This window comes from Nodularia spumigena CCY9414 (assembly GCF_000340565.2).
GTDB lineage: Bacteria > Cyanobacteriota > Cyanobacteriia > Cyanobacteriales > Nostocaceae > Nodularia > Nodularia spumigena.
Genome location: NZ_CP007203.1, coordinates 4,760,838 through 4,784,566, shown reverse-complemented (window position 1 = coordinate 4,784,566; position 23,729 = coordinate 4,760,838). Strand labels below are relative to the sequence as shown.

21 protein-coding genes and 3 pseudogenes are annotated in these 23,729 nt (G+C 42.4%); 9 read left to right on the top strand and 15 right to left on the bottom strand.

Translation table 11 applies throughout. The features are described from left to right. Positions 1 to 16: 16 nt before the first annotated feature. From NSP_RS20865 to NSP_RS20855, 3 genes are all read right to left on the bottom strand, one after another. A complete protein-coding gene (locus NSP_RS20865; RefSeq protein ID WP_006198959.1) occupies positions 17 to 739 on the bottom strand; it encodes a cyanoexosortase B system-associated protein in 723 nt (240 codons plus the stop codon). Positions 740 to 870: 131 nt separating this feature from the next. Continuing rightward, the gene (crtB, locus tag NSP_RS20860) at positions 871 to 1,770 is read right to left on the bottom strand and encodes a cyanoexosortase B (protein ID WP_006198958.1); all 900 of its coding nucleotides are present in this window, start codon (positions 1,768 to 1,770) and stop codon (positions 871 to 873) included. Between the two features lie 108 nt (positions 1,771 to 1,878). Beyond that, positions 1,879 to 3,036: a DegT/DnrJ/EryC1/StrS family aminotransferase gene (locus tag NSP_RS20855; RefSeq protein ID WP_006198957.1), complete on the bottom strand. Its 1,158-nt coding sequence runs from the start codon at positions 3,034 to 3,036 to the stop codon at positions 1,879 to 1,881. 402 nt (positions 3,037 to 3,438) lie between these two features. On the opposite strand from NSP_RS20855, the gene NSP_RS20850 reads away from it, so the two are divergent. Next, positions 3,439 to 4,866 (top strand): IctB family putative bicarbonate transporter, encoded by a 1,428-nt coding sequence (locus tag NSP_RS20850; protein WP_006197164.1) that lies wholly within the window; start codon positions 3,439 to 3,441, stop codon positions 4,864 to 4,866. Between the two features lie 433 nt (positions 4,867 to 5,299). Here NSP_RS20850 and NSP_RS20845 read toward each other — a convergent pair whose 3' ends face one another. Together NSP_RS20845 and smpB are read right to left on the bottom strand one after the other, a co-directional pair. Next, a complete protein-coding gene (locus NSP_RS20845; protein ID WP_006197163.1) occupies positions 5,300 to 5,575 on the bottom strand; it encodes a WGxxGxxG family protein in 276 nt (91 codons plus the stop codon). Positions 5,576 to 5,697: 122 nt separating this feature from the next. Next, entirely contained in the window at positions 5,698 to 6,165 is a 468-nt protein-coding gene (gene smpB / locus NSP_RS20840; protein WP_006197162.1) for an SsrA-binding protein SmpB, read from the bottom strand. 476 nt (positions 6,166 to 6,641) lie between these two features. Between smpB and NSP_RS20835 the strand changes: the two genes are divergently transcribed. Beyond that, positions 6,642 to 7,325, top strand: a complete 684-nt coding sequence (locus NSP_RS20835; protein ID WP_006197161.1) for a response regulator transcription factor — start codon at positions 6,642 to 6,644, stop codon at positions 7,323 to 7,325. A 3-nt stretch (positions 7,326 to 7,328) separates the two neighbouring features. Here the strand turns inward: NSP_RS20835 and NSP_RS20830 are convergent, their stop codons facing one another. From NSP_RS20830 to murC, 4 genes are all read right to left on the bottom strand, one after another. Then, positions 7,329 to 7,814, bottom strand: a complete 486-nt coding sequence (locus tag NSP_RS20830) for a low molecular weight protein-tyrosine-phosphatase (RefSeq protein ID WP_173403313.1) — start codon at positions 7,812 to 7,814, stop codon at positions 7,329 to 7,331. Positions 7,815 to 7,899: 85 nt separating this feature from the next. Continuing rightward, positions 7,900 to 8,247 (bottom strand): YbaB/EbfC family nucleoid-associated protein, encoded by a 348-nt coding sequence (locus NSP_RS20825; protein WP_006197159.1) that lies wholly within the window; start codon positions 8,245 to 8,247, stop codon positions 7,900 to 7,902. A gap of 201 nt (positions 8,248 to 8,448) precedes the next feature. Continuing rightward, positions 8,449 to 9,471, bottom strand: coding sequence for a UDP-N-acetylmuramate dehydrogenase (murB, locus tag NSP_RS20820; protein ID WP_006197158.1), 1,023 nt, complete (start codon positions 9,469 to 9,471; stop codon positions 8,449 to 8,451). A gap of 106 nt (positions 9,472 to 9,577) precedes the next feature. Beyond that, complete coding sequence (gene murC, locus NSP_RS20815) at positions 9,578 to 11,065, bottom strand: UDP-N-acetylmuramate--L-alanine ligase (protein WP_006197157.1); 1,488 nt, start codon at positions 11,063 to 11,065, stop codon at positions 9,578 to 9,580. Positions 11,066 to 11,462: 397 nt separating this feature from the next. On the opposite strand from murC, the gene nadD reads away from it, so the two are divergent. Together nadD and NSP_RS20805 are read left to right on the top strand one after the other, a co-directional pair. Next, on the top strand, positions 11,463 to 12,089 hold the full coding sequence (gene nadD, locus NSP_RS20810) for a nicotinate (nicotinamide) nucleotide adenylyltransferase (RefSeq protein WP_006197156.1): 627 nt from the start codon (positions 11,463 to 11,465) through the stop codon (positions 12,087 to 12,089). A 116-nt stretch (positions 12,090 to 12,205) separates the two neighbouring features. Further along, positions 12,206 to 13,219 (top strand): type I glyceraldehyde-3-phosphate dehydrogenase, encoded by a 1,014-nt coding sequence (locus NSP_RS20805; RefSeq protein WP_006197155.1) that lies wholly within the window; start codon positions 12,206 to 12,208, stop codon positions 13,217 to 13,219. Positions 13,220 to 13,275: 56 nt separating this feature from the next. Here NSP_RS20805 and thiL read toward each other — a convergent pair whose 3' ends face one another. Then, positions 13,276 to 14,289, bottom strand: coding sequence for a thiamine-phosphate kinase (thiL, locus tag NSP_RS20800; RefSeq protein WP_006197154.1), 1,014 nt, complete (start codon positions 14,287 to 14,289; stop codon positions 13,276 to 13,278). Between the two features lie 118 nt (positions 14,290 to 14,407). Next, on the bottom strand, positions 14,408 to 15,514 hold the full coding sequence (locus NSP_RS20795) for a peptidylprolyl isomerase (RefSeq protein ID WP_231859501.1): 1,107 nt from the start codon (positions 15,512 to 15,514) through the stop codon (positions 14,408 to 14,410). A gap of 252 nt (positions 15,515 to 15,766) precedes the next feature. On the opposite strand from NSP_RS20795, the gene efp reads away from it, so the two are divergent. From efp to NSP_RS20780, 3 genes and pseudogenes are all read left to right on the top strand, one after another. Then, positions 15,767 to 16,324 (top strand): elongation factor P, encoded by a 558-nt coding sequence (efp, locus tag NSP_RS20790; RefSeq protein WP_006197152.1) that lies wholly within the window; start codon positions 15,767 to 15,769, stop codon positions 16,322 to 16,324. Between the two features lie 109 nt (positions 16,325 to 16,433). Continuing rightward, positions 16,434 to 16,913: an acetyl-CoA carboxylase biotin carboxyl carrier protein gene (gene accB / locus NSP_RS20785; protein WP_006197151.1), complete on the top strand. Its 480-nt coding sequence runs from the start codon at positions 16,434 to 16,436 to the stop codon at positions 16,911 to 16,913. Then, positions 16,907 to 17,204: pseudogene (locus tag NSP_RS20780) on the top strand (transcriptional regulator); the annotation flags it as partial. The gene accB and the pseudogene NSP_RS20780, both read left to right, overlap by 7 nt. Positions 17,205 to 17,278: 74 nt before the next feature. Here NSP_RS20780 and NSP_RS20775 read toward each other — a convergent pair. Continuing rightward, complete coding sequence (locus NSP_RS20775) at positions 17,279 to 17,881, bottom strand: GerMN domain-containing protein (RefSeq protein WP_006197149.1); 603 nt, start codon at positions 17,879 to 17,881, stop codon at positions 17,279 to 17,281. Between the two features lie 652 nt (positions 17,882 to 18,533). Between NSP_RS20775 and NSP_RS20770 the strand changes: the two genes are divergently transcribed. Then, on the top strand, positions 18,534 to 19,265 hold the full coding sequence (locus NSP_RS20770; protein WP_173403312.1) for a Uma2 family endonuclease: 732 nt from the start codon (positions 18,534 to 18,536) through the stop codon (positions 19,263 to 19,265). A 216-nt stretch (positions 19,266 to 19,481) separates the two neighbouring features. Here NSP_RS20770 and NSP_RS20765 read toward each other — a convergent pair whose 3' ends face one another. Together NSP_RS20765 and proS are read right to left on the bottom strand one after the other, a co-directional pair. Then, positions 19,482 to 19,817, bottom strand: a complete 336-nt coding sequence (locus NSP_RS20765) for a XisI protein (RefSeq protein ID WP_006197147.1) — start codon at positions 19,815 to 19,817, stop codon at positions 19,482 to 19,484. A gap of 103 nt (positions 19,818 to 19,920) precedes the next feature. Continuing rightward, positions 19,921 to 21,729, bottom strand: a complete 1,809-nt coding sequence (gene proS / locus NSP_RS20760; protein WP_006197146.1) for a proline--tRNA ligase — start codon at positions 21,727 to 21,729, stop codon at positions 19,921 to 19,923. A 73-nt stretch (positions 21,730 to 21,802) separates the two neighbouring features. On the opposite strand from proS, the pseudogene NSP_RS20755 reads away from it, so the two are divergent. Continuing rightward, a pseudogene (locus NSP_RS20755) lies at positions 21,803 to 22,846 on the top strand (glycerol acyltransferase); the annotation flags it as partial. Here the strand turns inward: NSP_RS20755 and iscB are convergent. After that, a pseudogene (gene iscB / locus NSP_RS20750) lies at positions 22,837 to 23,517 on the bottom strand (RNA-guided endonuclease IscB); the annotation flags it as partial. The pseudogenes NSP_RS20755 and iscB sit on opposite strands and share 10 nt — an antisense overlap. Positions 23,518 to 23,729: the final 212 nt, after the last annotated feature.

The window sequence follows — 23,729 nt, the reverse complement described above, 5'->3', positions numbered from 1 at the left end:
GCACTCGTGATTTTTTCTAAAAAGGACTTGTCATCAATGTAGCTTGTACTGTTTCACCAATAGACTGAGCTAAAGCCCAAGTAGTTTCCACCTGGCCTAAGGGTTCCATAGGAATGAGTATGCTTACGCTAACCCAAGGAACGCGACTTTTCTGCCATTGTGCCACTTGATCTGCCACAAACCAGCGAAAAGGTGATGGATGTCCACCATTTGGCGTGGCATACCATTGCAAGACCGCAAAAGTTTCCCGTGGGGTGGAAACGCGAAAGAACCTTGCTTCTACCTTCGTTTCAGTATTTGCTGCCGATTTTGGGAGTCCCTTGACTGTAAATTCGGCAGAGCGCTGTTGAGCTATATCCCATGTTGTCCAACGAATTTTTCCCCAGCTATTAATATCAGTCCATTCTACCTCTGGTTGATCCATTGGACCGTTTTGTGGATGCAACAGTAATATTGCCTGGTTTTGAGTGTCTTGTTGTTTAAGAATCTGCAATGACCATTTATTTGTACCCACGAATTGTTCGGCTTGTTGAACAGTTTGCCAACCAGGAAGGGTTATCCCGGTTTTACGTATCTCCCTCAATGCTGTCAGGTTGGGAACAGGTGGTGGTTGTTTCCATTGCCAGCGTCCTTTGAGATATCCGGGAGATCCTCCAATTACCAATAGCAGTAGTAATAACAAAAGTACTGCTACATGAGTTGCCTGCTTTTCTTTGAAAAACTTAGATAAGGGATTCATCAGTAAAAGTTGCCATATTTACGCAAAATTTTACTTGAAAAATGAGCCAAAAATTTGCTCGGCAAATTTCTGGGTGCAGTAGGGGGAGCAGACAGGAAATTTTGGACAGTCTTTCCCCTTTGTTTGTCTATTTATCCCGCATTTTCTGCTTCTGGCTCAATTTCTGAAGCGGTGGAGAAATAATTATTCATCCAATTCAGCAAAGGGACTAATAATAGGAGCATACCAGCAGAGTAAAGGTCTCCACCCCAACTGTCATGTAACCATTTAAAAGCTGCCTCGCGACCGGTGCCGTGAAAGAAACTGAGTGCAGTGTTACGAATGATGTTGGCAATAACGCTAATGACTAAGGCCAAAGATAAAAACCAAGTAGTTGTGCGGCGTGAAGATAGTGCATCAGTCCAATACAGCAGCATTAAGCTGACGTATAAAGTAGTAAATAACATTTTTAGCCCGGCACAATAAGGGGCAACTTCGACGATTCTTCCATTTACGTATATGTTGATTTCATCAACTATTACTTGCATTCCCATTTGATTCAGGATAAAGCCTGCTGTACCGGCAATGAAGCTTTGGAGAGGTAAGGTATAGGGAACGAGGAGGTAGGGTAAGGCGGTTGGGGTGGCTAAAAATATCAGCAGCAAAGCAAATGCTTGGAGTCGAAAGCCTGGTATGCCTTTGAACCAGAAGCACAATCCTGCCAATATTGTAGGTAGGGAGATATTAACCCACTCTGGAATACCGCTCAGATAAAATACTCCCCCTATTGAGAGCAAAATAGCACCTAAAGGATGGGCTTTATCTGGCAGACGATACCACTTTTTCCGGTTTAACCACATCAGGTAAGCAGCAAATGGCAGACCAATAATACCGTGGCTAAAGTATTCGTGTTCGATACTAATGCTTTTGTTGAGCCAACCATCCAGCCAGTGCAGCAAGATAGGCGCATATAGTAGCAGCAAAAGTCCGAAAATTGCTATGTTGAGCAATTGTCCTGTGTTTCTTTGTTTTAGCTGTTGCTGAAGTGCCATGATTTCAAACAATTTAAAATTAACAACTCACAATCCACAAATTTATCCGACGAACTGAGCCAGTTTTTTGGCGTTTGATTCCTCAAGTACGATTTTAAAGAGTGTAAATTAAATACATAATAGCTTCTGTGTTTGATCACCGAGAATAGATGTAATAGCTGCTACAACTTCTTTGATTTGGTTACTGTTCAAACCTGGGTACATGGGTAAGGACAGTATTTGATGAGCGAGTTTTTCTGCTTGGGGAAAGTCTCCTGGTTGATAGCCTAAGTCGCTGAAGGCTGGTTGCAGATGGCAAGGAATGGGGTAGTGAATGCCTGTTTGAATTCCCACTGCGGTGAGTTGGTCTTGGATTTGCTGCCGTTCTAGGACACAAGTATGATCAACTTTGATTACATAAAGATGATAAACGTGTCCGGTGCTGCTTTGGTTTTGCATCGGAATAATGCCAGCAGATGCTAGGGGGGCTAATTCAAGATCATACTGCCGTGCAGTAGTCAAGCGATCGCCATTCCATTGCGGCAAATGTGGTAGTTTTTCTAATAACACTGCTGCTTGCAATGTATCCAAACGACTGTTAGTCCCTGATTCTACATGAAAATACTTTTGAGATGCCCCATAATTTCGCAAGCGCTTCATCTTCTGAGCGACATCTGAATCTCGCGTTAGCAGCATCCCTCCATCCCCAAATGCTCCTAAATTTTTGCTCGGATAGAAACTAAAGGCCGCAGCTATGCCCACCGAACCAGCGCGATATCCTTCTCTTTCGGCTAAATGTGCTTGGGCTGCATCTTCAAAAATTAGCAGTTTATAAGTATCGGCCAAGTCTAATAGCTGTTGCGGTGATACCATCTGTCCATAGAGATGGACGGGGATAATCGCCTTTGTCTGTGGTGTAATTGCTTTGGCGGCGGCTGACAAGTCGATTAAAGCTGTTTGCGGATCACAGTCTACCAGAACAGGCGTTGCCCCCGCACGTAAAACTCCAATCAATGTGGCCACAAAGGTGTTAGCTGGTAAGATCACTTGATCACCAGCACCAATATTACACGCTTGTAAACCGAGGGCGATCGCATCTGTTCCTGATGCAACACCTATACCATATTCTGTGCCAGATGCGGCTGCAAAAGCTGCTTCAAAATCTGACAGGGCTTGCCCTAAAATAAAATCTCCCTGTGCCAATACAGCCTGTATTGCCTGTTGCAATTGATGTTGAATCGGCTGGTGTTGTAAATTCAAGTCTACAAAAGGAATTTTACAATTCATATTTATCTTACCTATCCTCAAAAATAAATATCAAATTTTTGCCTATTAATACAAGTCTTTACTGATGAAATCATAGTAATGTCTGAATAAACTATTTATTTGGTTAAGAAATTTAATTGCATAAAGTAATTTATTTTTGTTATACATATGCAAATTTTGTATAAAAAATTACTTTTTAATATTTTTTTGGGTAAACTATACTTAAAATGCTGAGATTAAAAAATAAATGTAAAATTTCATACATAACTATGCGGTTAAACACTAACTCTCAGAGGCGTTGAAAATGTAGCAATACTAGATTAATTGGTCAATATTCTCCTGCTGCTGTTTCGGAAAACTCTTTGTACTGTCTTTACCATTAAAGATGGTTACTTCCTCAGAAATAATCAGTGATAATCAGTGATGAATTTAGTCTGGCAACGATTTACTTTATCTTATTTACCTCTCAAAAAATATTTGGCTACGAGCTACTTACACCGTTTTTTGGTGGGGATATTGCACTCTTGGCGGCAAAGTAGCATCTTGATGCAGTGGGGAGATGTCATAGCTGTTGCTTTACTCAGCCTGGTGTATGCTCTTGCTCCTTTTGTATCGAGTAGCCTAGTAGGAGTATTGTTAGTAGCTTGTGTAGGTTTTTGGCTACTGTTGACTTTATCCGACGAATCTGCATCAACAACTACGCCGTTATTTACCCCCATTCATCTGCTGGTGTTACTTTACTGGGCAATTGCGGTAGTCTCTACAGCATTGTCACCAGTCAAACAGGCGGCGTTTAAAGATTTGGTAGTATTGACACTTTATCTATTGCTGTTTGCTCTTTGTGCGAGGGTATTGCGATCGCCTCGCTTACGTTCTTGGATCATTACCCTGTATTTGCACGTATCTTTAATCGTTAGTATATACGGTTTGCGGCAATGGTTTTTTGGTGCTAGAGCATTGGCAACTTGGGTAGACCCACAATCTCCTCTGGCTAATACCACAAGGGTTTATAGTTATTTGGGTAATCCGAATTTATTGGCTGGATATCTTGTACCAGCAGTAGTTTTCAGCTTAGTGGCCATTTTTGCGTGGGCTAGCTGGATCAAGAAGGCTTTAGCGTTAACGATGTTTGTTGCTAATGGTGCTTGTTTGGTGCTGACTTTTAGTCGTGGTGGCTGGATTGCTCTAGTAGTGGGTTTATTGACTGCGATCGCCTTGCTAGTGTATTGGTGGACTGTGCAAATGCCGCCTTTTTGGCGTACTTGGTCACTGCCAATGATTTTGGGAGGTATGATTAGCTTACTGTTCCTAGCAATCATATTTGTCGAGCCAGTCCGCATCAGAGTTTTGAGTATTTTCGCAGACCGCCAAGATAGCAGTAATAATTTTCGCAGAAATGTTTGGGATGCTGTCTTCGAGATGATTCGCGATTTCCCAATTATTGGAATTGGCCCTGGTCACAATTCTTTTAATAAAATCTACCCCCTCTACCAACGTCCTCGTTATACGGCTTTAAGTGCTTATTCGGTTTTTTTAGAGGTGGCTGTAGAAACTGGTTTGGTGGGTTTAGCCTGTTTTCTCTGGCTGATAATTGTCACATTCAATAGCGCATTTCTACAAGTGCGACGATTGCGACAATCTAGAAGTGTAGAGGGATTTTGGTTAATTGGAGCATTCGCCACTGTAGCGGGGATGCTGGCTCACGGGACTGTAGATACTATTTGGTTTCGTCCTGAAGTCAATAGTCTGTGGTGGTTAATGGTGGCTTTAATTGCTAGCTACTGGACACCCATAGCTCAAGACCACACTCAAAATCTCAATTCATCTCACGGAGAACCTACAGCAAATTAAAGATTAACAATAAATAGCAGAATTCAGGAGCCAGAATCCCGCATGGACTGTAGCTCCTGAAGTCATTCTGCTATATAAAACCTAGACAAAACTAGACTTTACTTTCTACTTCAACGGGAGCATGGGAGCAGTTATCCCTCAGTAGACTTTCACGCCTTAGCCAGACGCGATTGTGTTCCAATTAAGTTTCTGAAAAAGACTACCACCATCATTGCTTGGTTTTCGCGTCGGCAATAGTCTCAATTCAATACTTGATATCACCGTATTATATATCAAGTAGTTGATTTTTTCCTAAAATATATATTGATTTTTGTCAATATAAGTATAGTTTTGTCTATGAAATTGTCAACTTAGGACTTGCTCAATTCTATTAACTCAGGGTGGGGGGCTGATTGTGACTTGTGAGTTTTTCTCAAAACTAATTCTGAATAGCTTAGTCTCTGTAGGTTGTACTTCCAGGAGTAGTTGGCTCGCGATAAGCAGTAGGTTCCTCGCCACGTTTTCTACCAGCTAAACCAGCTAAACCAAATAGACCAATTAATCCTAACCAACCCCAATCAAAATCTCGGCGTTCGTAAACTGTAGTTCTTGGTGTAGTTTCGACTCTGGGGTCAGTAACTTGGGCATTTACAGGTAGAGTTAAGGGCAACATTGCCATACTCAAGGTGAGAAAGCCAGCACCAACTGCTTTGGTAAAATTACGTGTCATGGTGAAAATATCTCATCCCTTCCAACGATACTCTCTACTGTATCGAGTCCCATAACTAACCAAATCAATCTGCGGCTATAAACTAGGTGTTCTCTAAACTCACACTGAAGATATACTCAGGCTTAATAATTTTTCATCGCCCTTTGCATATCACGTTGATCTTGCCGACGTTTCAGAGATTCCCGTTTGTCATGGAGTTTTTTACCTTTACCAAGGGCTATACTCACTTTTACCCACCCTCGTTTGAGGTACATTTTTAAAGGTACGAGTGTTAAACCCTCCTGTTCTACCTTACCAATTAACTTCCGAATTTCTTGGCGATGTAACAACAGTTTGCGCGTGCGACGCGGTTCATGATTAAAATATTGACCACTAGCGTTGTAAGGAGAGATATGGACGTTGATCAGCCATGCTTCGCCATTGCGAATCAAAGCATAACCATCTTGGAGATTAACTCTACCGGCGCGAATCGATTTGACTTCTGTTCCTGTCAACTCAACTCCAGCTTCAAAGGTTTCCAGGATTTCATACAAATAACGGGCTTGACGGTTGTCACTAATAACTTTGTAACTTTGGCTCTTTTCGCTCATTTAAAAAATTTTGTGTGCTTAAAATGTGCTGCAAAAATCTTTGGACTAGCTGGGAAATTTATGGGAAGACATTAGACCTCTGTAGATGTGATATCAATATGAGCGTTATCCGATATTCTTTTAATTTAGCTTTTCTCAATTCTCAATTAAAAGCTTCCCAACGCAAAAGTGGCAGAAAAATTATGGCGAATTAAATATTAATTTACACTATAGTGAGTATTCTCTGTATATCATGGGTTTATTGTTAAGTTTTAAAAAGCTATATGTAGTTTTTCAGCATTTACCAGCAAATTGCGTTAAAATTTGTAAACACTTACTCAGGATTTAAGATTTTCTTTATAAATCAACCCTCAGACAGTCATGAGCTGGTAATCCTGTCATAGTATGAAACATAGGAACACTATTTCTGCCTGTGTTCACTGATTAGCTCGTATGAGTAAATTTCTGAGTAAAAAAATGCTAGGGGTGTATTGTCCATGCCCTTGACTATTCTTGTTGTGGATGACGACCTGGGCACTCGTCTGTCTATTAGTGATTATCTTGAACTGTCTGGCTACTCCGTGGTCACGGCGAATGATGGTCAAGAGGCTTTGGCGATGGTAGATAATTACCATCCTGATTTAATCGTTACTGATATTATTATGCCACGAATGAACGGCTATGAACTGGTACGTCGGGTACGGCAACAACCAGCATTCCGGTTATTACCTGTAATTTTATTAACAGCACGCACAAAGACCCAGGAAAGAATTCTGGGCTACCAGTCGGGATGTGATTTGTACTTACCTAAGCCTTTTGAACTAGAGGAATTAGCAGCAGCAATTCGTAATCTTCTAGAGCGATCGCAAATTATTCAATCTGAATACCGCTTGTCTCATAAAGAGAATTTGGGCAGTTTCGTACCCTCAAAAGAGGTGGAAATCCCAAATTCTCTATCCACTCATATTCAGCAATCCCATCTGTTAGCATCCTTGACACCCAGAGAACAAGAAGTTTTAGAACTGTTGACTCATGGTTTTTCTAATGCTGATATGGGACATCAACTGCACTTGAGTCCGAGAACAGTAGAAAAGTATGTAAGCAGTTTATTAAGAAAAACTGCCACGAGCAACCGAGCAGAACTAGTGCGTTTTGCCATGAAGCATGGCTTAGTGGAATAGAGTTTAGGCTCTGAGTTGCTGGCTAGTAACGTGTTGGAGTAGACCTTCACAAGCGTCTACAAGTAAATCTATTACCTGATTAAAACCTTCTACTCCACCGTAGTAGGGGTCAGGAACTTCCTTCAGGGTGTGCCGAGAACAAAAACTACACATCAGGTAAACTTTATGATGATACTGCCCAGTGGGATCAAGAGCGAGTATATTATCATAATTCTCTTGATCCATTGCCAAGATCATATCAAAGTCCTGAAAGTCTAATTTTTGCAATTGCCGAGCTTGACCAAGCAGTTTAATTCCCAACTTTGCAGTAGCAGCATTACTCATGCGTCGGTCGGGTGGGCTACCTATGTGATAACTAGATGTACCAGCAGATTCACAGAGAATGCCATCGCTCAAGCCAGCCTGGTCTACGAGATGATTCATAATATTTTCTGCCGATGGCGATCGGCAAATGTTCCCCAGACAGACAAACAGCAACTTGTAAGGCATAAATATTTTACTGAGTATCGATCAAAGGTCAAAGGTCATTAGTCATTAGTCATCAGACTGATGACTAATGACTAATGACTAATGACTAAAATCCAGGTAGTTCCAGACCACTGGTCAAGTCTTCCATCCGTTCCCGCATTGTTGTAGTGGACTTGTTGTAGGCATCTTTCATTGCCACTGTCACGAGGTCAGAAAGTAATTCTGCGCCTTGTTCTAGCGCTTCTGGGGAAATTTCCACCCGCTTGGGTTCTTGGTTCCCACTGACAATTACCTTCACCAGTCCACCGCCGGACTCTCCTTGGATCTCCATTTGCTCCAATTCTTCTTGAAGCTGTTTAGCACCTTCTTGAACTTGCTGCGCCTTTTTGAAAGCGTCCGCGAGTTCTCTCATTTTGCCCAAACCAAAACCGAATCCCTGGCCTTTTCCTGTCATAACTGATTGTGCGCGTGTGCGTTGAATAACAAATCAAATTCAATTATAGATGCGGTCGGTAGTTTGCCTGTTTTATTACCAATAATTAACGCTGGGGATGGGGAGTGGGGATTGGGTATCGGGGACTGGGGAATGTGGGATATAAGGCTACCTCTTCCCCCCAGCACCCAGCACCCTGCCCCCCTGCCTCTTCCTCCTACCTTAACCAGCCGCCTGAAACTCACCGATCATTTTGACTTCTGGCTGTAAGCAAATAGACCAATGTTCTTTTACTTGCTGCTGGATATGACGAATGAGAGCGAAAATATCGCTGGCTTTGGCTCCGCCACGATTGACGATAAAATTAGCGTGTAATAATGCTACTTGCGCTCCGCCAATTTGGTAGCCTTTTAAACCTGTTTGTTCAATTAGCCACCCCGCCGCATAAGGTGTAGGATTGCGGAACACGCTGCCACAGCTAGGGAAATTGTAGGGCTGGGTAGTTAGTCGATGTTGTTTGTGTTGCTTGGTTACTGCCAAAACTAATGCTGGCTCAGTACCTGGTTGGAGTTGAAAGGTGGCTTGGGTAACAATGCGTTGGCAACGTCTGTCTGTAGGAGATTCGCTATTTTGCAGTGATGAACTCCGATAGCTGTAACCTATCTGGGCGGGGGTCAAAGTTTCCAATGTACCATCCGGTGAAAGTACCTCGGCGCTAACTAACATATCTGCGATACAGCTATTATGCGCGCCAGCATTCATGACTACAGCACCCCCAACAGTTCCTGGGATACCAACAGCCCACTCTAACCCTTGCCAACCTAATTTTGCGGCTTGCCATGCCAGATTGGGAATTGATTCTCCCGCCGCTACGGTTAATTGACCTGTGTGGGGATCAAAGTAACTATGGCGCAGGTGACGAGTAGAAATGACTAAGCCCGGTAATCCGCGATCGCTTACTAACAGGTTAGAACCAGCACCTAATGTTGTTACAGGTAATCCATGTTCTTGTGCATATTCAACGCTGGCTTGTAGTGCTTCTAAATTCCGAGGAGCAAAGTACCATTGGGCTGCTCCCCCAACTCGATAAGAAGTAAATGCAGATAAGGAAGCTTGTGACTTAATAGCACAATCTGTCCCTTTTAAGTAAATTATTTTACTATCCCTTGAATCTTCTGTTTCCTGCTTCTGTGTAGTTGAAGCAAAAATTGTGCAGACATTTCCATCTGCCTGGGAGATTTTCATCTTTACGTAAATTTGTGAAATTTTTACATTTAACTGCCGTAAAAATACAGCAATAGTATCAATCGATAGAATCGTTGCTAGAGGGAAACTGCACTTTTTTCCACATCTAGGATGTGGCTGTAGCAGGTTCACAAAGTGTAGTAATAACTTCAGGAATCACCTGATTTAAATTCCCCGCACCTAGAAATAGTGCTAGATCTCCGGGGCGCAGCGTTTGCAGCAAGAACTCACTCATTAAGGGCAGATTTGGTTGATAAAGCACTTGTGGGTGTAGTTTGGCTATTTCTGCTGCCAGTTGTTCACCGCTAATTTGCCCTAAATTGGGTTCGCCGGCACTGTAAATATCTGTCAGCACAACTAAATCAGCATGAGTAAATGACTCGGCAAATTCTGCCAAAAAGGTGAATGTGCGACTATAGCGATGGGGCTGGAAAATAGCCACCACTCTTTGTTCTGGCCTAGCTTGGAGGCGTGCAGCAGCAAGAGTAACGCGGATTTCACTGGGGTGGTGGGCATAGTCATCAATGAAGGTAATACCGCCAACTTCTCCCCGAAACTCAAAGCGTCGTCTTGCACCTTCAAAAGTAGCAATGCCTTTGGCAATTGTGCCAAATTCTAAACCCAAGGCGCGACCAACAGCTACAGCCGACAGAGCATTGCTGAGATTATGCCGACTGAGTAACCGCAATTTCAATACTCCCAAGGCTTTGCCTTTTTCCCAAACTAGGGCTGTAGTACCATCAGCGCGATAGTCAATATTAGTGGCGGTATAATCGGCATCTGTTTCTGGGTTGAGGCTGTAAGTAATTGTTGGTTTGAAGCGATCGCCTCCGGAGTTGCGTAGCAAATCGCGCACTTGGTAACAATCAATACAACTAATGAGTGTCTTACAACTATCGGCAAATTTTTGGAAAATATTAACTACTTCTTCTAATGTTTCGTAGTGGTCAGGATGATCAAGTTCAATATTAGTAATAATGCCAATTTCTGGGGCGTGTTTCACCAGAGAACCATCAGATTCATCGGCCTCAGCTACCAGATATTGGCTTTGCCCTAATCGCGCATTTCCTTCCCAAGCATCAACTTCACCACCGACAATAATTGTGGGGTCTAAACCAGCTTCTAACAGCATATAGCCAATCATGCTACTTGTGGTAGTTTTACCGTGGGTGCCGGCAACTGCGATGCTATGGTAATCTGAAATCAAGGCAGCTAGTACATCTGAACGATGTAAAATTGGACATCCTAATTCCAGTGCTGCTTTGTATTCCAAATTGTTGGCATTAATTGCTGTTGAACAAACAACTTGAGGCAGTGTTGACTTGCTAGCAGTAGGGAATATTTCTTCTGAGTTTAATAATACTCTATTAGCTGATTCACTAGAGCGAAAGAATTCGAGATTACTGGCCTCTTGTCTACCAAAAATATGTGTTCCGATAGATTCCAAATTGCGCGTAATATGACTAGGACGAAGATCAGAACCTGATACTGGCATTTGACGCTTTGCTAGAACGTATGCTAGGGCAGACATACCTATGCCACCAATTCCAATGAAATGGAATGGTCTGCCACTAAAATCTACATAATTACTCATTGATTAGTCCTCTTACACCACACCATAATCACAAATGACACGCGTATCATAACAGGAATTTGATTTTTACCGTAACTGCCCTTGCATCTTGTTTATACCTGATATTTGGATTATTTTCCTCTGTTGTTTTGCGGATTGAGAATGATTTTACCTTGGTTGGAGGTTTTTCCTATTTCTGAACTGTTATAAAGACTATTCTCAATAGTTTATGCTGCATCGGGACAGAAAAACTTGTAGTTTGAAATACATCTTTCTAAAATCCTTACTTGTGTTGGCTACAGTCATACATTGGTAGTGAAACTGCTGGAAAATTGCATCAAGTTCAGGGGCAAATTGGGCATCATAGTATATTTGTATTAAAATCTGGGTGAATTGAATAAAGTTTAGGCATGACTGAATGCGGCATATAGGAATCTTTGGTGGCACGTTTGATCCAATTCATTGGGGACACTTACTCGTAGCCCAAACAGCTTTGTCTCAAGTACCCCTGGAAAAGGTAATTTGGGTGCCATCACTAAACCCTCCTCATAAAAAAGCAGTTATGTTTGAACATCGCGGGGAAATGCTGAAATTAGCAACAAGCGAAAACCCAGCATTTACTGTCTCCCTAATAGAGGCAAAACGATCCGGAACTTCTTATGCCATCAATACCTTGATGGACTTATCTAGTTGTTATGCAAATACTCACTGGTACTCGATTGTGGGTTTGGATACATTTAAAACCTTACCCCGTTGGTACCGTGGACAGGAACTAGCACAAATGTGTGATTGGTTAATCGCACCCCGACTGCTAGGTGGTGAGACAATAGCTCAAAGTGAGCTAATCTGCAAGCAAGTGGAGCAACAATTCAGAGAGCAGTTGCTTACTATTGACTGGCAATTATTGAATATACCTTTAGTAGGAATTTCGTCAAGTCTAGTTCGGAAATTTTGCCGCGATCGCCAGTCAATTCGCTATTTAGTCCCAGAATCAGTCAGATCGTACATCACGACTCACAGCCTTTACTCAGATAAATCTGAATAAAATATGTGTTTTTTTTATTGATCAAACAGTTTATGGTTATTAATACCCCCCCCTTTGCGATATGATTGGGTTCAAAGATATCAATTTATAGGCATAAATACAGAGGGTAAGACACTGTGATTAGAGTCGCAATCAACGGTTTTGGGCGTATTGGACGTAACTTTGCACGCTGCTGGGTAGGCAGAGAAAATAGCAACATTGACCTGATAGCTATTAACGACACATCAGACCCTAGAACCAATGCACACCTCCTAAAGTATGACTCAATGCTTGGGAAGTTAAGGAATGCTGACATTACCGCCGATGATAATTCGATCATCATTAACGGTAAGACCATCAAATGCGTATCGGATCGCAACCCCGAAAACTTGCCCTGGAAAGAGTGGGAAATTGACCTGATTATCGAAGCAACAGGTGTATTTACCAGTCGGGATGGCGCACAGAAGCATATAAATGCTGGAGCCAAAAAGGTTCTAATCACCGCTCCTGGTAAAAACGAGGATGGGACTTTTGTGATGGGCGTGAATCATCACGACTATGACCACAACCAGCACCACGTCATTAGTAACGCCAGCTGTACTACCAACTGCTTGGCTCCCATCGCCAAAGTGTTGAACGATAAATTTGGGATCATCAAAGGCACGATGACCACCACCCACAGCTACACTGGTGACCAGCGTTTACTAGATGCTTCTCACCGGGATTTGCGACGGGCGAGAGCAGCAGCTATTAACATTGTTCCCACCTCCACTGGTGCGGCAAAAGCAGTAGCTCTGGTAATCCCAGACCTCAAAGGTAAGCTGAATGGTGTGGCTTTACGCGTACCTACTCCCAACGTCTCAATGGTAGATTTCGTAGCTCAGGTTGAGAAGCGTACGATTACTGAAGAAGTTAATCAAGCGCTCAAAGAAGCCTCAGAAGGTTCACTCAAAGGCATTTTGGACTACAGCGAACTACAATTGGTATCTTCGGATTATCAAGGTACTGATGCTTCTTCAATTATCGATTCCAGCTTGACCATAGTCATGGGTAATGACTTGGTGAAAGTTATGGCTTGGTATGACAATGAGTGGGGTTACAGCCAACGAGTTCTAGATTTGGCAGAACTTGTAGCCGCAAAGTGGGCTTAGTCCTTGGTCATTAGTCATTAGTCATTGGTCATTAGTCATCGGTGATGAATTTAATGTCAATGAGTGAAATGTTGAAATCCCTGGTCCAGAGTTAAAACTTGGTCGGGGAATTTTTTATCTTGGTCGTGCAGTATTACTTGGGAACCTGTTGTAATAGTTCCAACTATTGCGGCGCTTTCACCGAGTTTTGATACTAAAGTATGGGCGAGAAGTTCTGGTAAGCACAGCACTAATTCAAAGTCTTCACCACCATAAAGGGCATATTCCAAAGCTTTTTCTGGGGTTAGCCAGTGGTTGAAACTTGCTGGTAAGGGGATTTTTTTAGCTTCTAGGACAGCCCCAACACCACTGGTGTGGCAAATTTGTAAAATCGCATCTGCCAAGCCGTCGCTGCTGTCCATGCCGGCGATGGGGGGATGGGACGATGGGGGGTAGGATGGGAGAATTTCCCAGAGTATGGGTAAAACATCTAATCTGGGTTGCGGACGCTGGTGGGCTGCGATGAGTGTCCTTTGTTCGGCATCGGTGAGGTTTTGTCTTAATTCGGGATGCAAGAGCAATTGTAAGCCTGCGTGGGATGCTCCATGAACACCTGTAACAGCGATCGCATCACCCACTTGAGCCGCAGAACGTCGGATAATCCTCCGGGGATCAACTTGTCCAAAGGCTGTGATAGAGATAGTATTTACAGGCGATCGCACGATGTCACCCCCCACAATTACGGTATTGTATTTCTGGAGGCATTCTGTCATGCCCTGGTATAGTCTTTCCACCCAACTCACCATAATTTCTCCAGGTAGTCCCAAACCGACGGTGATTCCTAGAGGATCAGCCCCCATTGCGGCTAAATCGGATAAATTAGCAGCCACAGCCCGCCAACCAGCATCTTCTGGGGATGTGGTGACATTGCTAAAATGCACGCCATCAACGAGGACATCTGTGGTAACTACTAAAGATTTATCTGGTGCAGTTACAAGTACTGCCGCATCATCGCCAATCATTCCTGGGGGACAGAAACGCTGCAATTTTTTTAAAATACCTTGTTCGCCAATATCTTTAATTTTAGTCATTGGTCAATCAATTTTAGATTTTAGATTTTAGATTTTAGATTTTGGAAAAAAAAGAGGAGCGTAATTCACAACTCCTCAAACTTTCATATTTACTCAGGACTCAGAACTAAGAAATCTTTTAGGCTGCTTGGGGCTGAACTAAATTTTCTATTCCCTGAATTACGGTTGCGGATTCAATTTTGTCACCTTCTTTGAGCTTATCCAAAATTTCTTTGCCTTCGGTGAGATAACCAAAAACGGCATAGCGCCCGTCTAACAAGTTTCTTCCCGCCGGAGTGAGTTCTGGCTCAAACAAAAAGAAGAAAAATTGCGAGGAACCGCCATTGGCTTCCGTTTCGGGGCGAGCCATCGCCAATGCGCCAAAGGAAGAAAAAGGCAAAACTGGCATATCCAGATAACGCCCAGCTTCTTCGAGAGTAATGCCATAGGTGGGTTGGTCGTCGCCTTCAACCAAAATTTCTAAAGGAACGGCACGGTATTTGTCAGTTTTGGGATCTATGAAACCTACTTCTTTTCCCGGTGGGTCTCCAGTTTGGAGGACGTAAGATTCTTCAGAACGGGTAAATTCTAAGCCGTCATAAAAACCTCGCTGGACTAAATCGACAAAGTTACCGGCTGTGACAGGGGCGCTATAACCATCGACCACCATAGTCAGGTGGCCTTTGTTGGTCTTCATTGCCACTGTGGCGCGACCTTTGAGTTGAGGGAGGTTATTGTACTCAGAAGGCACTTCAAAGGGGAATTCAGTCACCATTGACTCTTCTAACTGGGTGACTATATCCAGCAGTTTGTTTCTACCTTCAAGAATTTGTTCTTTGTCTTTAACTTTTACCGATTCTTGCAGTGAATCTACGCCGGATTTCAACTCAGCAATCCAAGCTTCGGCTTGGGGTTGGCGTTCTGTGGGAACGCTTGCTAGGATTTGGTTAGGTTGATCGAGAATGCGTGAGGCTGTTTTCAGATCGCTAGACATAGCACCCCAGCGTCGATTTGCCCGTAGTTGGGTAGCGATATCTTCTAAACTGGCTTGCAATCGCCGTACTGGTTTATTCTCTATGGGGAGTGCATACCTTAATAAAGCCTTGCCTTCAGTAATGGCATTTCCAGATGGCAGGGCGGCGTTACTAGGAGGAGTCCAGGTAGCTGTATTTATGCCTAAAAATATTGTTACTAACAATATTGTGGTTAGGCTGTTCTTCAGCCAGGATTTTAATATGTTAAACATGATGGAATAACTCAATTGCAACATGAAATTGTTGACTAGGCTTCACCCATCAATCATCTTCCCACAGTACGAGTGCTGAGTAATCGCTTAATTAAGGATGAGGGATGATAAAAAAACTAAAATTGCCTGCCAGAACCCAGTCTGGAGTCTCTAGTCCCCAATCAATTGATTAATTACTTGGCGATTAATGACTAATTACGACCCTTGAAGGGTACAATAAATGCCGATTGTCTTCCCAAATTTAAAAGCTTCATGATATCTAGTAACGACTTTCGACCCGGTGTGTCAATTGTATTAGACGGGAATGTATGGCGAGTGGTCGAATTCCTCCACGTTAAGCCAGGCAAAGGCTCTGCTTTTGTACGGACTAAACTCAAAAGCGTCCAAAGTGGCAGTGTTGTAGAAAAAACGTTCCGAGCTGGGGAAACAGTACCTCAAGCGAATCTGGAAAAAAGCACGATGCAGCATACCTATAAAGAGGGCGATGAGCTTGTCTTTATGGATATGGAAACCTACGAAGAAGGCAGATTAACTGTGGCGCAAATTGGCGATCGCGTCAAATACCTCAAAGAAGGTATGGAAGTTAATGTGATTCGTTGGGGTGAGCAAGTGCTAGAAGTGGAACTACCCAACTCTGTGGTTTTGGAAATTGTCCAAACAGATCCGGGTATCAAAGGTGATACGGCTACAGGTGGAACTAAACCAGCTACTCTGGAAACAGGCGCAATTGTCATGGTTCCGTTGTTTGTTGCTCAAGGCGAACGTATCAAAATTGATACTCGTGAAGATAAATATCTCGGCAGGGAATAAGTTGACTCTGTTCCCAGAAGCAATGTTGATTTGAGTCCCTATTTTTAGGGATTAAATCCCTGCCAAACTTAAAATTTTGATTTATGGTTAGGTCGAGGTAATAAAAACTGTGCCATTGGAATTTAATGAAATCCGCCAACTGCTGGCAACTATCGCCCAAACAGATATTGCTGAAGTAACGCTCAAAAGCGATGACTTTGAACTAACGGTACGTAAATCGAGTCGGGATCAACTTACCGCACCTCCTAATCAGATCGTGGAGGTGGGAACAAGTCGCGTTGTGGAGAGTGCTGTAACTGCTTCTAGTGTGCAGGTGTCAGCAAATCCCCCTTCAACCATTGATAAGAGATTAGTAGAAGTGCCTTCGCCGATGGTGGGAACCTATTACAGCGCTCCTGCACCAGGTGAAGCACCTTTTGTGAAAGTGGGCGATCGCGTCCGCAGTGGTCAAACAGTCTGTATCATTGAAGCTATGAAGCTGATGAATGAAATTGAGGCTGAGGTATCCGGGCAAGTCATGGAAATTCTTTTACAAAATGGCGAACCCGTGGAATATGGCCAGGCTTTGATGCGAATTAACCCCGATTAGGTTTAATCTATATATCAAGATGGGTAATTGGTAAAATTTTTCGGTTCTGGCGGGCAACACAGACTTCCCTGGCAAATGTTTTTCAACACCCGAAGGTAATGTGGCAAGCCCAAATCCTTAGCCGCCGCAGTGTAGGGTTTTGCGCTTACTACCGGGTAGAAGATCACATGAAAATGAAATTGTATCATCGGGTGTGCGATGGGCTACGCCCCGCCGGAGGCGATCGATCGCCTGGCCGCAAGGCTAGAAAAACCAGCTTGCAGCTTTCGCGTCCTGAATGGCAAAAGCTGAATCAGTTGTCAGTTATCAGTGAACAGTAATCAGTACCTAGACTGATAACTGATAACTGATAACTGTTAACTAAACTAAAGCGGATAATTTTGCTCAAAGCTTTCACGAGTCAATGGCTGTTGTAATTCCACTCCTTCGCCACCTAACACATCCAACTGCTCCCCGTCTACCTCAATGTATACTTTAGCGTTTGGATCTAATGTTGTAGCAGTATAAACAACTTGTCCGATGCGACCAATCATCGAAGCACTACCGCCACCCGTGGTAAAATCCTCAGATAAATTAACGTGAACCTCATTATTTTCCCTCTTCAGCCCCAGCAACTTGGTTCCTGGGGGGATGGTTGTAGAATCTGTCCCTTCTGTTGGTCCTGCTAATAAAGTTTGGAATGCTTGTTCTAAAACTTGGTTGGGTTGTGTCGCTGCTATTTGAATTGGCTGGGAAACCAAATCGAAGCCTGTAGCGGTTGATTTTAGCCAATAAACACGAGGCGTTTGCTCTTGTGTTTGCTGGTTAGTTGGTGGCTTGTTGGGCTGGGTAATGGTATGAGATGGGTTGGGTGTAGGAGACTGGTTGGAAGCAAGCCAAGCTACACCACCACCCACCGCTAGAACTGCGGCTGAGACTGCTGCAATTACACCTGAAGAAATACGTTTAGATCCTTGTTGGTTGTTCATATTTAAAACCTTATTGACTGAGGACTGAGTTCATGTGGTTCAGAGGAGCAACCTGGTTAAAGACGATATCGATGCGTGGGGAGTTTCTTCAAATCTAAAGATGCGTTGATTTATGAAAATTCTTGACTGGATATTTTGCCTATTTTCATACATTTCTGGGGTTTGAGATGAAGATCCTCTTGCTTAGGCTATTTCAGCAATTTGTCATCTTCCAACCCATAGTAACTTTATTTCATCTTTAATTTTAGGTTGACAGTTCTAGTCCGTCACCTGAACCTTAATGTAAATATAATCGTTTATTGAAATACGGATACTAACAGGGACTACAAGAAGATATTTCAGATTCTGCATTCTCACTATTGGTGAAATTCAATCTCCACAGGGATGACGTATCTAAACTTCTGTGTACTTATCCTGAATTCGGGAATCGGTTCCTTTAATATATTAATCAAAGTCCCAATGGCTATTTCCTGAAATTTGCAGGTAAATACTTACACAAATTTATACTTAATCTTTTTCAAGTTCTTCTTAAATGATCAAGTATAGATATTGAAATAATTTCAAATTCTGTGTTGTGTTGATTGAGGTCAAACCAAGCTACCAATTAACCAATTATATTATATTAATAATTAATCCCTCATTTGTGGTTGCTATGATTGTCACTGCTTCGACCCACAAGATTACTTGGGAACTGTTGCCTGAAGATTTCATTTTAGATGATGAACCTGTGGATAATGTCAATCAACCATCCTTAGCAGCTGCACTGACTGAAAGTCTACAACTGGCAGGAAAACTCCCAGAAAATGCCCTCGCTACGACCAATTATGGCATCTGTGCCACAGTGAATGACAAAATTGTGGTAAAAGCACCTGATTGGGCTTACGTGCCACGAATTACTGTACTTAGAGAGCAAGTCAAGCGCAGCTATACCCCTCATAAACAGGGGGAAATTCCCGTTGTGGTGATGGAATTTCTCTCAGATACTGATGGTAGTGAATATTCTAATAAACTGACTTATCCTCCGGGGAAATGGTTTTTTTACGAACAAGTTTTACAAGTTCCCAATTACCTGATTTTTGAACCTGACAACGGTGTTTTAGAAGTGCATCGTTTACATGAGTCTGGAAAATATCAATTACGTTCTTCTGATGAAAATAACCGTTATTGGTTGGAGGAAATGGAATTATTTATTGGTGTGTGGTCAGGAAAACGAGAAAATCGTCAAGGTTACTGGTTGAGGTGGTGGGATAAAGAGGGTAATTTATTATTGTGGGGTTTTGAGTTGGTGGAGCAAGAAAGGCGAGAAAAGGAAGCTGCTTTGCAACGTTTACAAGAGTTAGAAAAACGATTGCGGTATGCTGGAATTGAAAATTCAATCTTATGATTCAGAAAAGTGTTGTGCTGCTGATAAAGCTTCTTGCTTAATTTGTGAACTATAGCAATCCTATCTTTTTTTCTCCCTCTGTGATCTATGGAAAAACGAACCGCCAAGTCGCCAAGGTCGCCAAGGGAAGAGGGTTTAATAGGCTTTTTGCATTAGTTGCATCCATTTTTAATAATTTGGGAAGTAATTAAGCCTAAGTAATTTTAGTGCTAAATTTTAACTGACGGCAAAATCTGTATACTTTCTTCTTGTTGGTGAGTGAAAGGCTAATACAATATCTTGTTTGGGTACACCTAAATCTAAGAAGTCTTGAGCAATTCTTCTCTCAGTTCCATTATGTTGTATCCAAATTTTCCCATCTTTAATATCAATATGTAACATAATCCCGTAAATGCGCTTTTCTCCATCCCAACCTACAGTCATTAATTGATAATGGTTATTTTCTCTATCAATAACTAACTGTATTTCTACATCTCCATAAGAGGGTTTATATTGACTGTATTCTTTGAGGATGTTTTCAATGTAATTACGATATTTTTCTAATTTATCCATTGAGATATTGCAATCCTCATCTGATTTGCAAATACTGAGAGGGTCAGATCCCCGACTTCTTGAAGAAGTCGGGGATCTTTGTTGGTGGTGCAAAAGATGTATGTTATGCTTCTAGCGCTGTTTTAATCCACTGTTGGAGTGTGTTGACTACTTCCTCAATGGCTATTTCTTGAGTTTCACGGGTGGCGCGTTTTACTACTTCTACTTTGCCATTGTTAATAGCTCGACCTGTAACTATTCTGTAAGGTATCCCAATTAAATCGGCATCTTTGAATTTTACCCCAGCGCGTTCGTCTCGGTCATCAAGTAATGTTTCTACACCTGCTTTATTCAGTTGAGTGTAAAGTTTTTGGGCGATTTCGACTTGTTGAGCATCTTTGATGTTGGGAATTGTGACGATCGCATGATAAGGTGCGATCGCTACTGGCCAAATAATCCCATCTTTATCATAAGATTGCTCTACAGCCGATTGTGCCAACCTGGAAACACCCACCCCATAACAACCCATGAATAGAGGATTTTCTTCCCCTTGTTCGTTTGTATACGTTGCGCTCATGGCTTGGGAGTATTTTGTCCCCAATTGGAAAATATGCCCGACTTCAATTCCTCTGGCTGTTTGTAAGGTTTGTTCGGGGTCATGAACCGCGCGATCGCCTGGTCTAGCCTTGCGTATATCTACTACTAATTCAGGTAATTTAAACTGCTCATCCCAATTAGCCCCAACAACGTGATAGCCAGTTTCATTCGCACCTGTAACGAAGTTTTTTAACTCAACGGCTGTTTTATCTACCAACCGGACAAACTGAGAATGAAACTGTTTATTAGCAGTAATATATTCATCTTCAATATCAGGCGCAATATAACCTAAAGGTAAAGATTTAGCCGCCCATGTTTGCTGCATTTCGGCATTGGGTACATCTAAAGCAATAATAGCTTTAGCACCGTAATTAGGAGCTAATTTGGTCAATTCATTTTGTAACTTGACTTCATTAACTTCTTGATCACCCCGAATATTCACCAATACCAAAACCGTCATGCTATTATCATAAACGGTTTGGTAAAGGACATTTTTGACAATTTGCGTAGGAGAACATTTGAGAAAATTACAAACTTTTTCTATAGTTTCTGTTCCTGGTGTTTCCCGTTTTTCATAACTTGTAAACGGCGAAACTTCCGCATCACTTGCTAAAGAAACGGCTTTTTCGACGTTAGCAGCATATTTACCATCTTCAGTGTAGAGAACTTCATCTTCTCCCGCATCCGCCAACACCATAAATTCTGTAGAACCAGAACCGCCAATAGCACCAGAATCAGCTTCTACAGCCCGGAATGCTAAACCAGAACGGCGTAACATATTGCTATAGGCTTGATACATATCTTGGTAGGTTTCCTTGAGGCTAACTTCATCCACATGGAAAGAATAGCCGTCTTTCATGATAAATTCTCTTCCCCGCATCAAGCCAAAACGGGGGCGAATTTCATCGCGGAATTTGGTTTGAATTTGATATAAATGTAACGGTAGTTGCCGATAAGAGCGAATCATATCACGAGCAACAGTCGTGATGACTTCCTCATGAGTCGGTCCTAATCCTAATTGTTGCTCACGACGGTCAATGAGGGAAAACATAATTCCCTCGGCTTTGGTGTAGGTGTCCCAGCGTCCCGACTCCTTCCACAATTCCGCCGGTTGTAATTGGGGTAAGAGACATTCTTGTGCGTTTGTGGCGTTCATTTCTTCCCGGACAATTTGGGAAACTTTTTGTAATACTCGCCACATCAAAGGCAGATACGCATAAATACCGCTACCGATGCGACGAATGTAACCCGCCCGGAGTAATAGTTTATGACTGGGAATCTCCGCATCAGCCGGATCATCCCTGAGTGTGACGAATAACATTTGTGACAGTCGCATCTTTATTTTCCCTTTCCAGAATTATTAAAATTGGTTAAGTCTATAATTTTCCATCAATCAGGAGCAAATTACCTTGTCAGATATAATTTATCAAGCACAAGCACCCCTAGAATTTATTCCTCCAGCCTTCAATCCCTTGGTTCTGAAAGGCTTTCATCTGTTGCTACCGAGTTGGATTAATTGGCAAACAGCTATTACCCAAATTGAAGCAGATAATGTAGAGGTGTTGGTGGATCTTTATCGCCAGTTTCAAGAGGGTAAAGTCCGCTTTTTGTTGGCATTTCGCCATCCTAAAACAGATGATCCCTTTTGTTTGACCTATTTGTTTTCTCAACTCGTGCCAAAAGTAGCACGAAAGCAGAACACAGCGCTACACTTGCCAATTCATGCTCATTTTATCTATGATCGGGGTATTCCTCTCTGGGCGGGTTCCTATGTCGGTTGGATTGCTTCGCGTTTGGGTGGGACTTCCATTCAACGGGGTAAGGCTGACTGGACGGGGTTACGTTCGGCGCGTGATTTGTTTGCTAACGGTCAATTTCCGATGGCTGCTGCGCCAGAAGGTGCTACTAATGGTCTGTCGGAATTTCTCAGTCCTTTGGAACCGGGTATCGCCCAATTAGGCTTTTGGTGTGCGGAAGATTTGCAAAAGCAGGAACGCTCGGAACAAGTTTTAATTGTACCAGTTGGGATTAAATATGATTATGTGGCTGCTCCTTGGAGTGCGATCGCCAATTTATTAAGCGAATTAGAAGCGTCTAGCGGCTTGATGGTGCATTCGGGACAGCAAAATGAGGTGAGCTGTCTGGAGTCACTTTATCCCAGGTTGTTGACCTTAGCAGAACACTTGCTTTCGTTGATGGAACAGTTTTACACCAGATTTTATCATCAAACGTTGCCGGATGCTAAAACTATAGAAGCAGAAACAACTGACCGGAATGCAGCTTTAGTCATCCGGTTACAAGCTTTATTAGATACAGCTTTACGCATATCCGAGGAATATTTTAACTTACTATCTAAAGGACAGTTAAGCGATCGCTGTCGGCGGGTAGAACAAGCTGGTTGGAATTATATATTTAGAGAAGAGTTTAAGGATATCAAAGCATTGAGGTTTGTAATTGAATTACTACCACCCTTGGCTCGTGGATGAATGTGTTCAACTTGAAAAGGAACGTCTTTCACTCCACAGTAGGCACATTGTCTATCCCATTTTTCTAGTAAGTATTCTCTGGTTTCATAACCAGCAAGAGTACCTTGCTGATACTCCTTACCTTGAATATCAGGATTAGCCATTAACTGCATATCAAAACGTACAAGTTCCTGACTGATAACAACAAAATGGGCGATTTTACTTAGCTTTTTAACCCAAGTTTTAATGTTCTCAATTCGACTTTGCAAACTTGGTGCTAACCAGCCTAAAGAGCGTGTCTTATTCAAAAACCTCGGCTTTCTGTAACGAGTTTTTCTACCACGTCTAGAACGTCTTAACTGTCGCCTAGAGGTTAAAGCATCTCGAATTACAAAACCTCTATGTTTTAATTCAGCAGCAAATACAACCTCACCAGTAGCATCGTTGATTAACGCTATTCCTGTATGCTTTGCCCCTGGATCAATCTTTAATCTTAGAGGTGATACCGAAAAATCTGGGCGAGATTCTTTTAAGATAATTGTGAAAGGAAACCGTCTAAAAACTGCTGCTTTACCATTTCTTAATAGTTGTCTAGCTTGGGCTGAATGAATTGGATTTAATGGTTGTTTGTCGGTGTCAATTACAAATACTTTGGACATAAAGTCCCTCCTTGCGGGTAATGTTAGCCTCGTCAATGTTTTAAGAGCTTTTTAGATTTGCAACACTGTTTCAGTGACTTTAAAACTGTTTAATTGCAAATGACAGAGCAGGGAACTGGCTTCGCATTCCAGGGTGTCGTGACTCAAAAAACGTAGTCAGTTAAGACTTAGACTGGTCAGTACAGCTTGTAATTTCTTACAAGCTCAGTCCC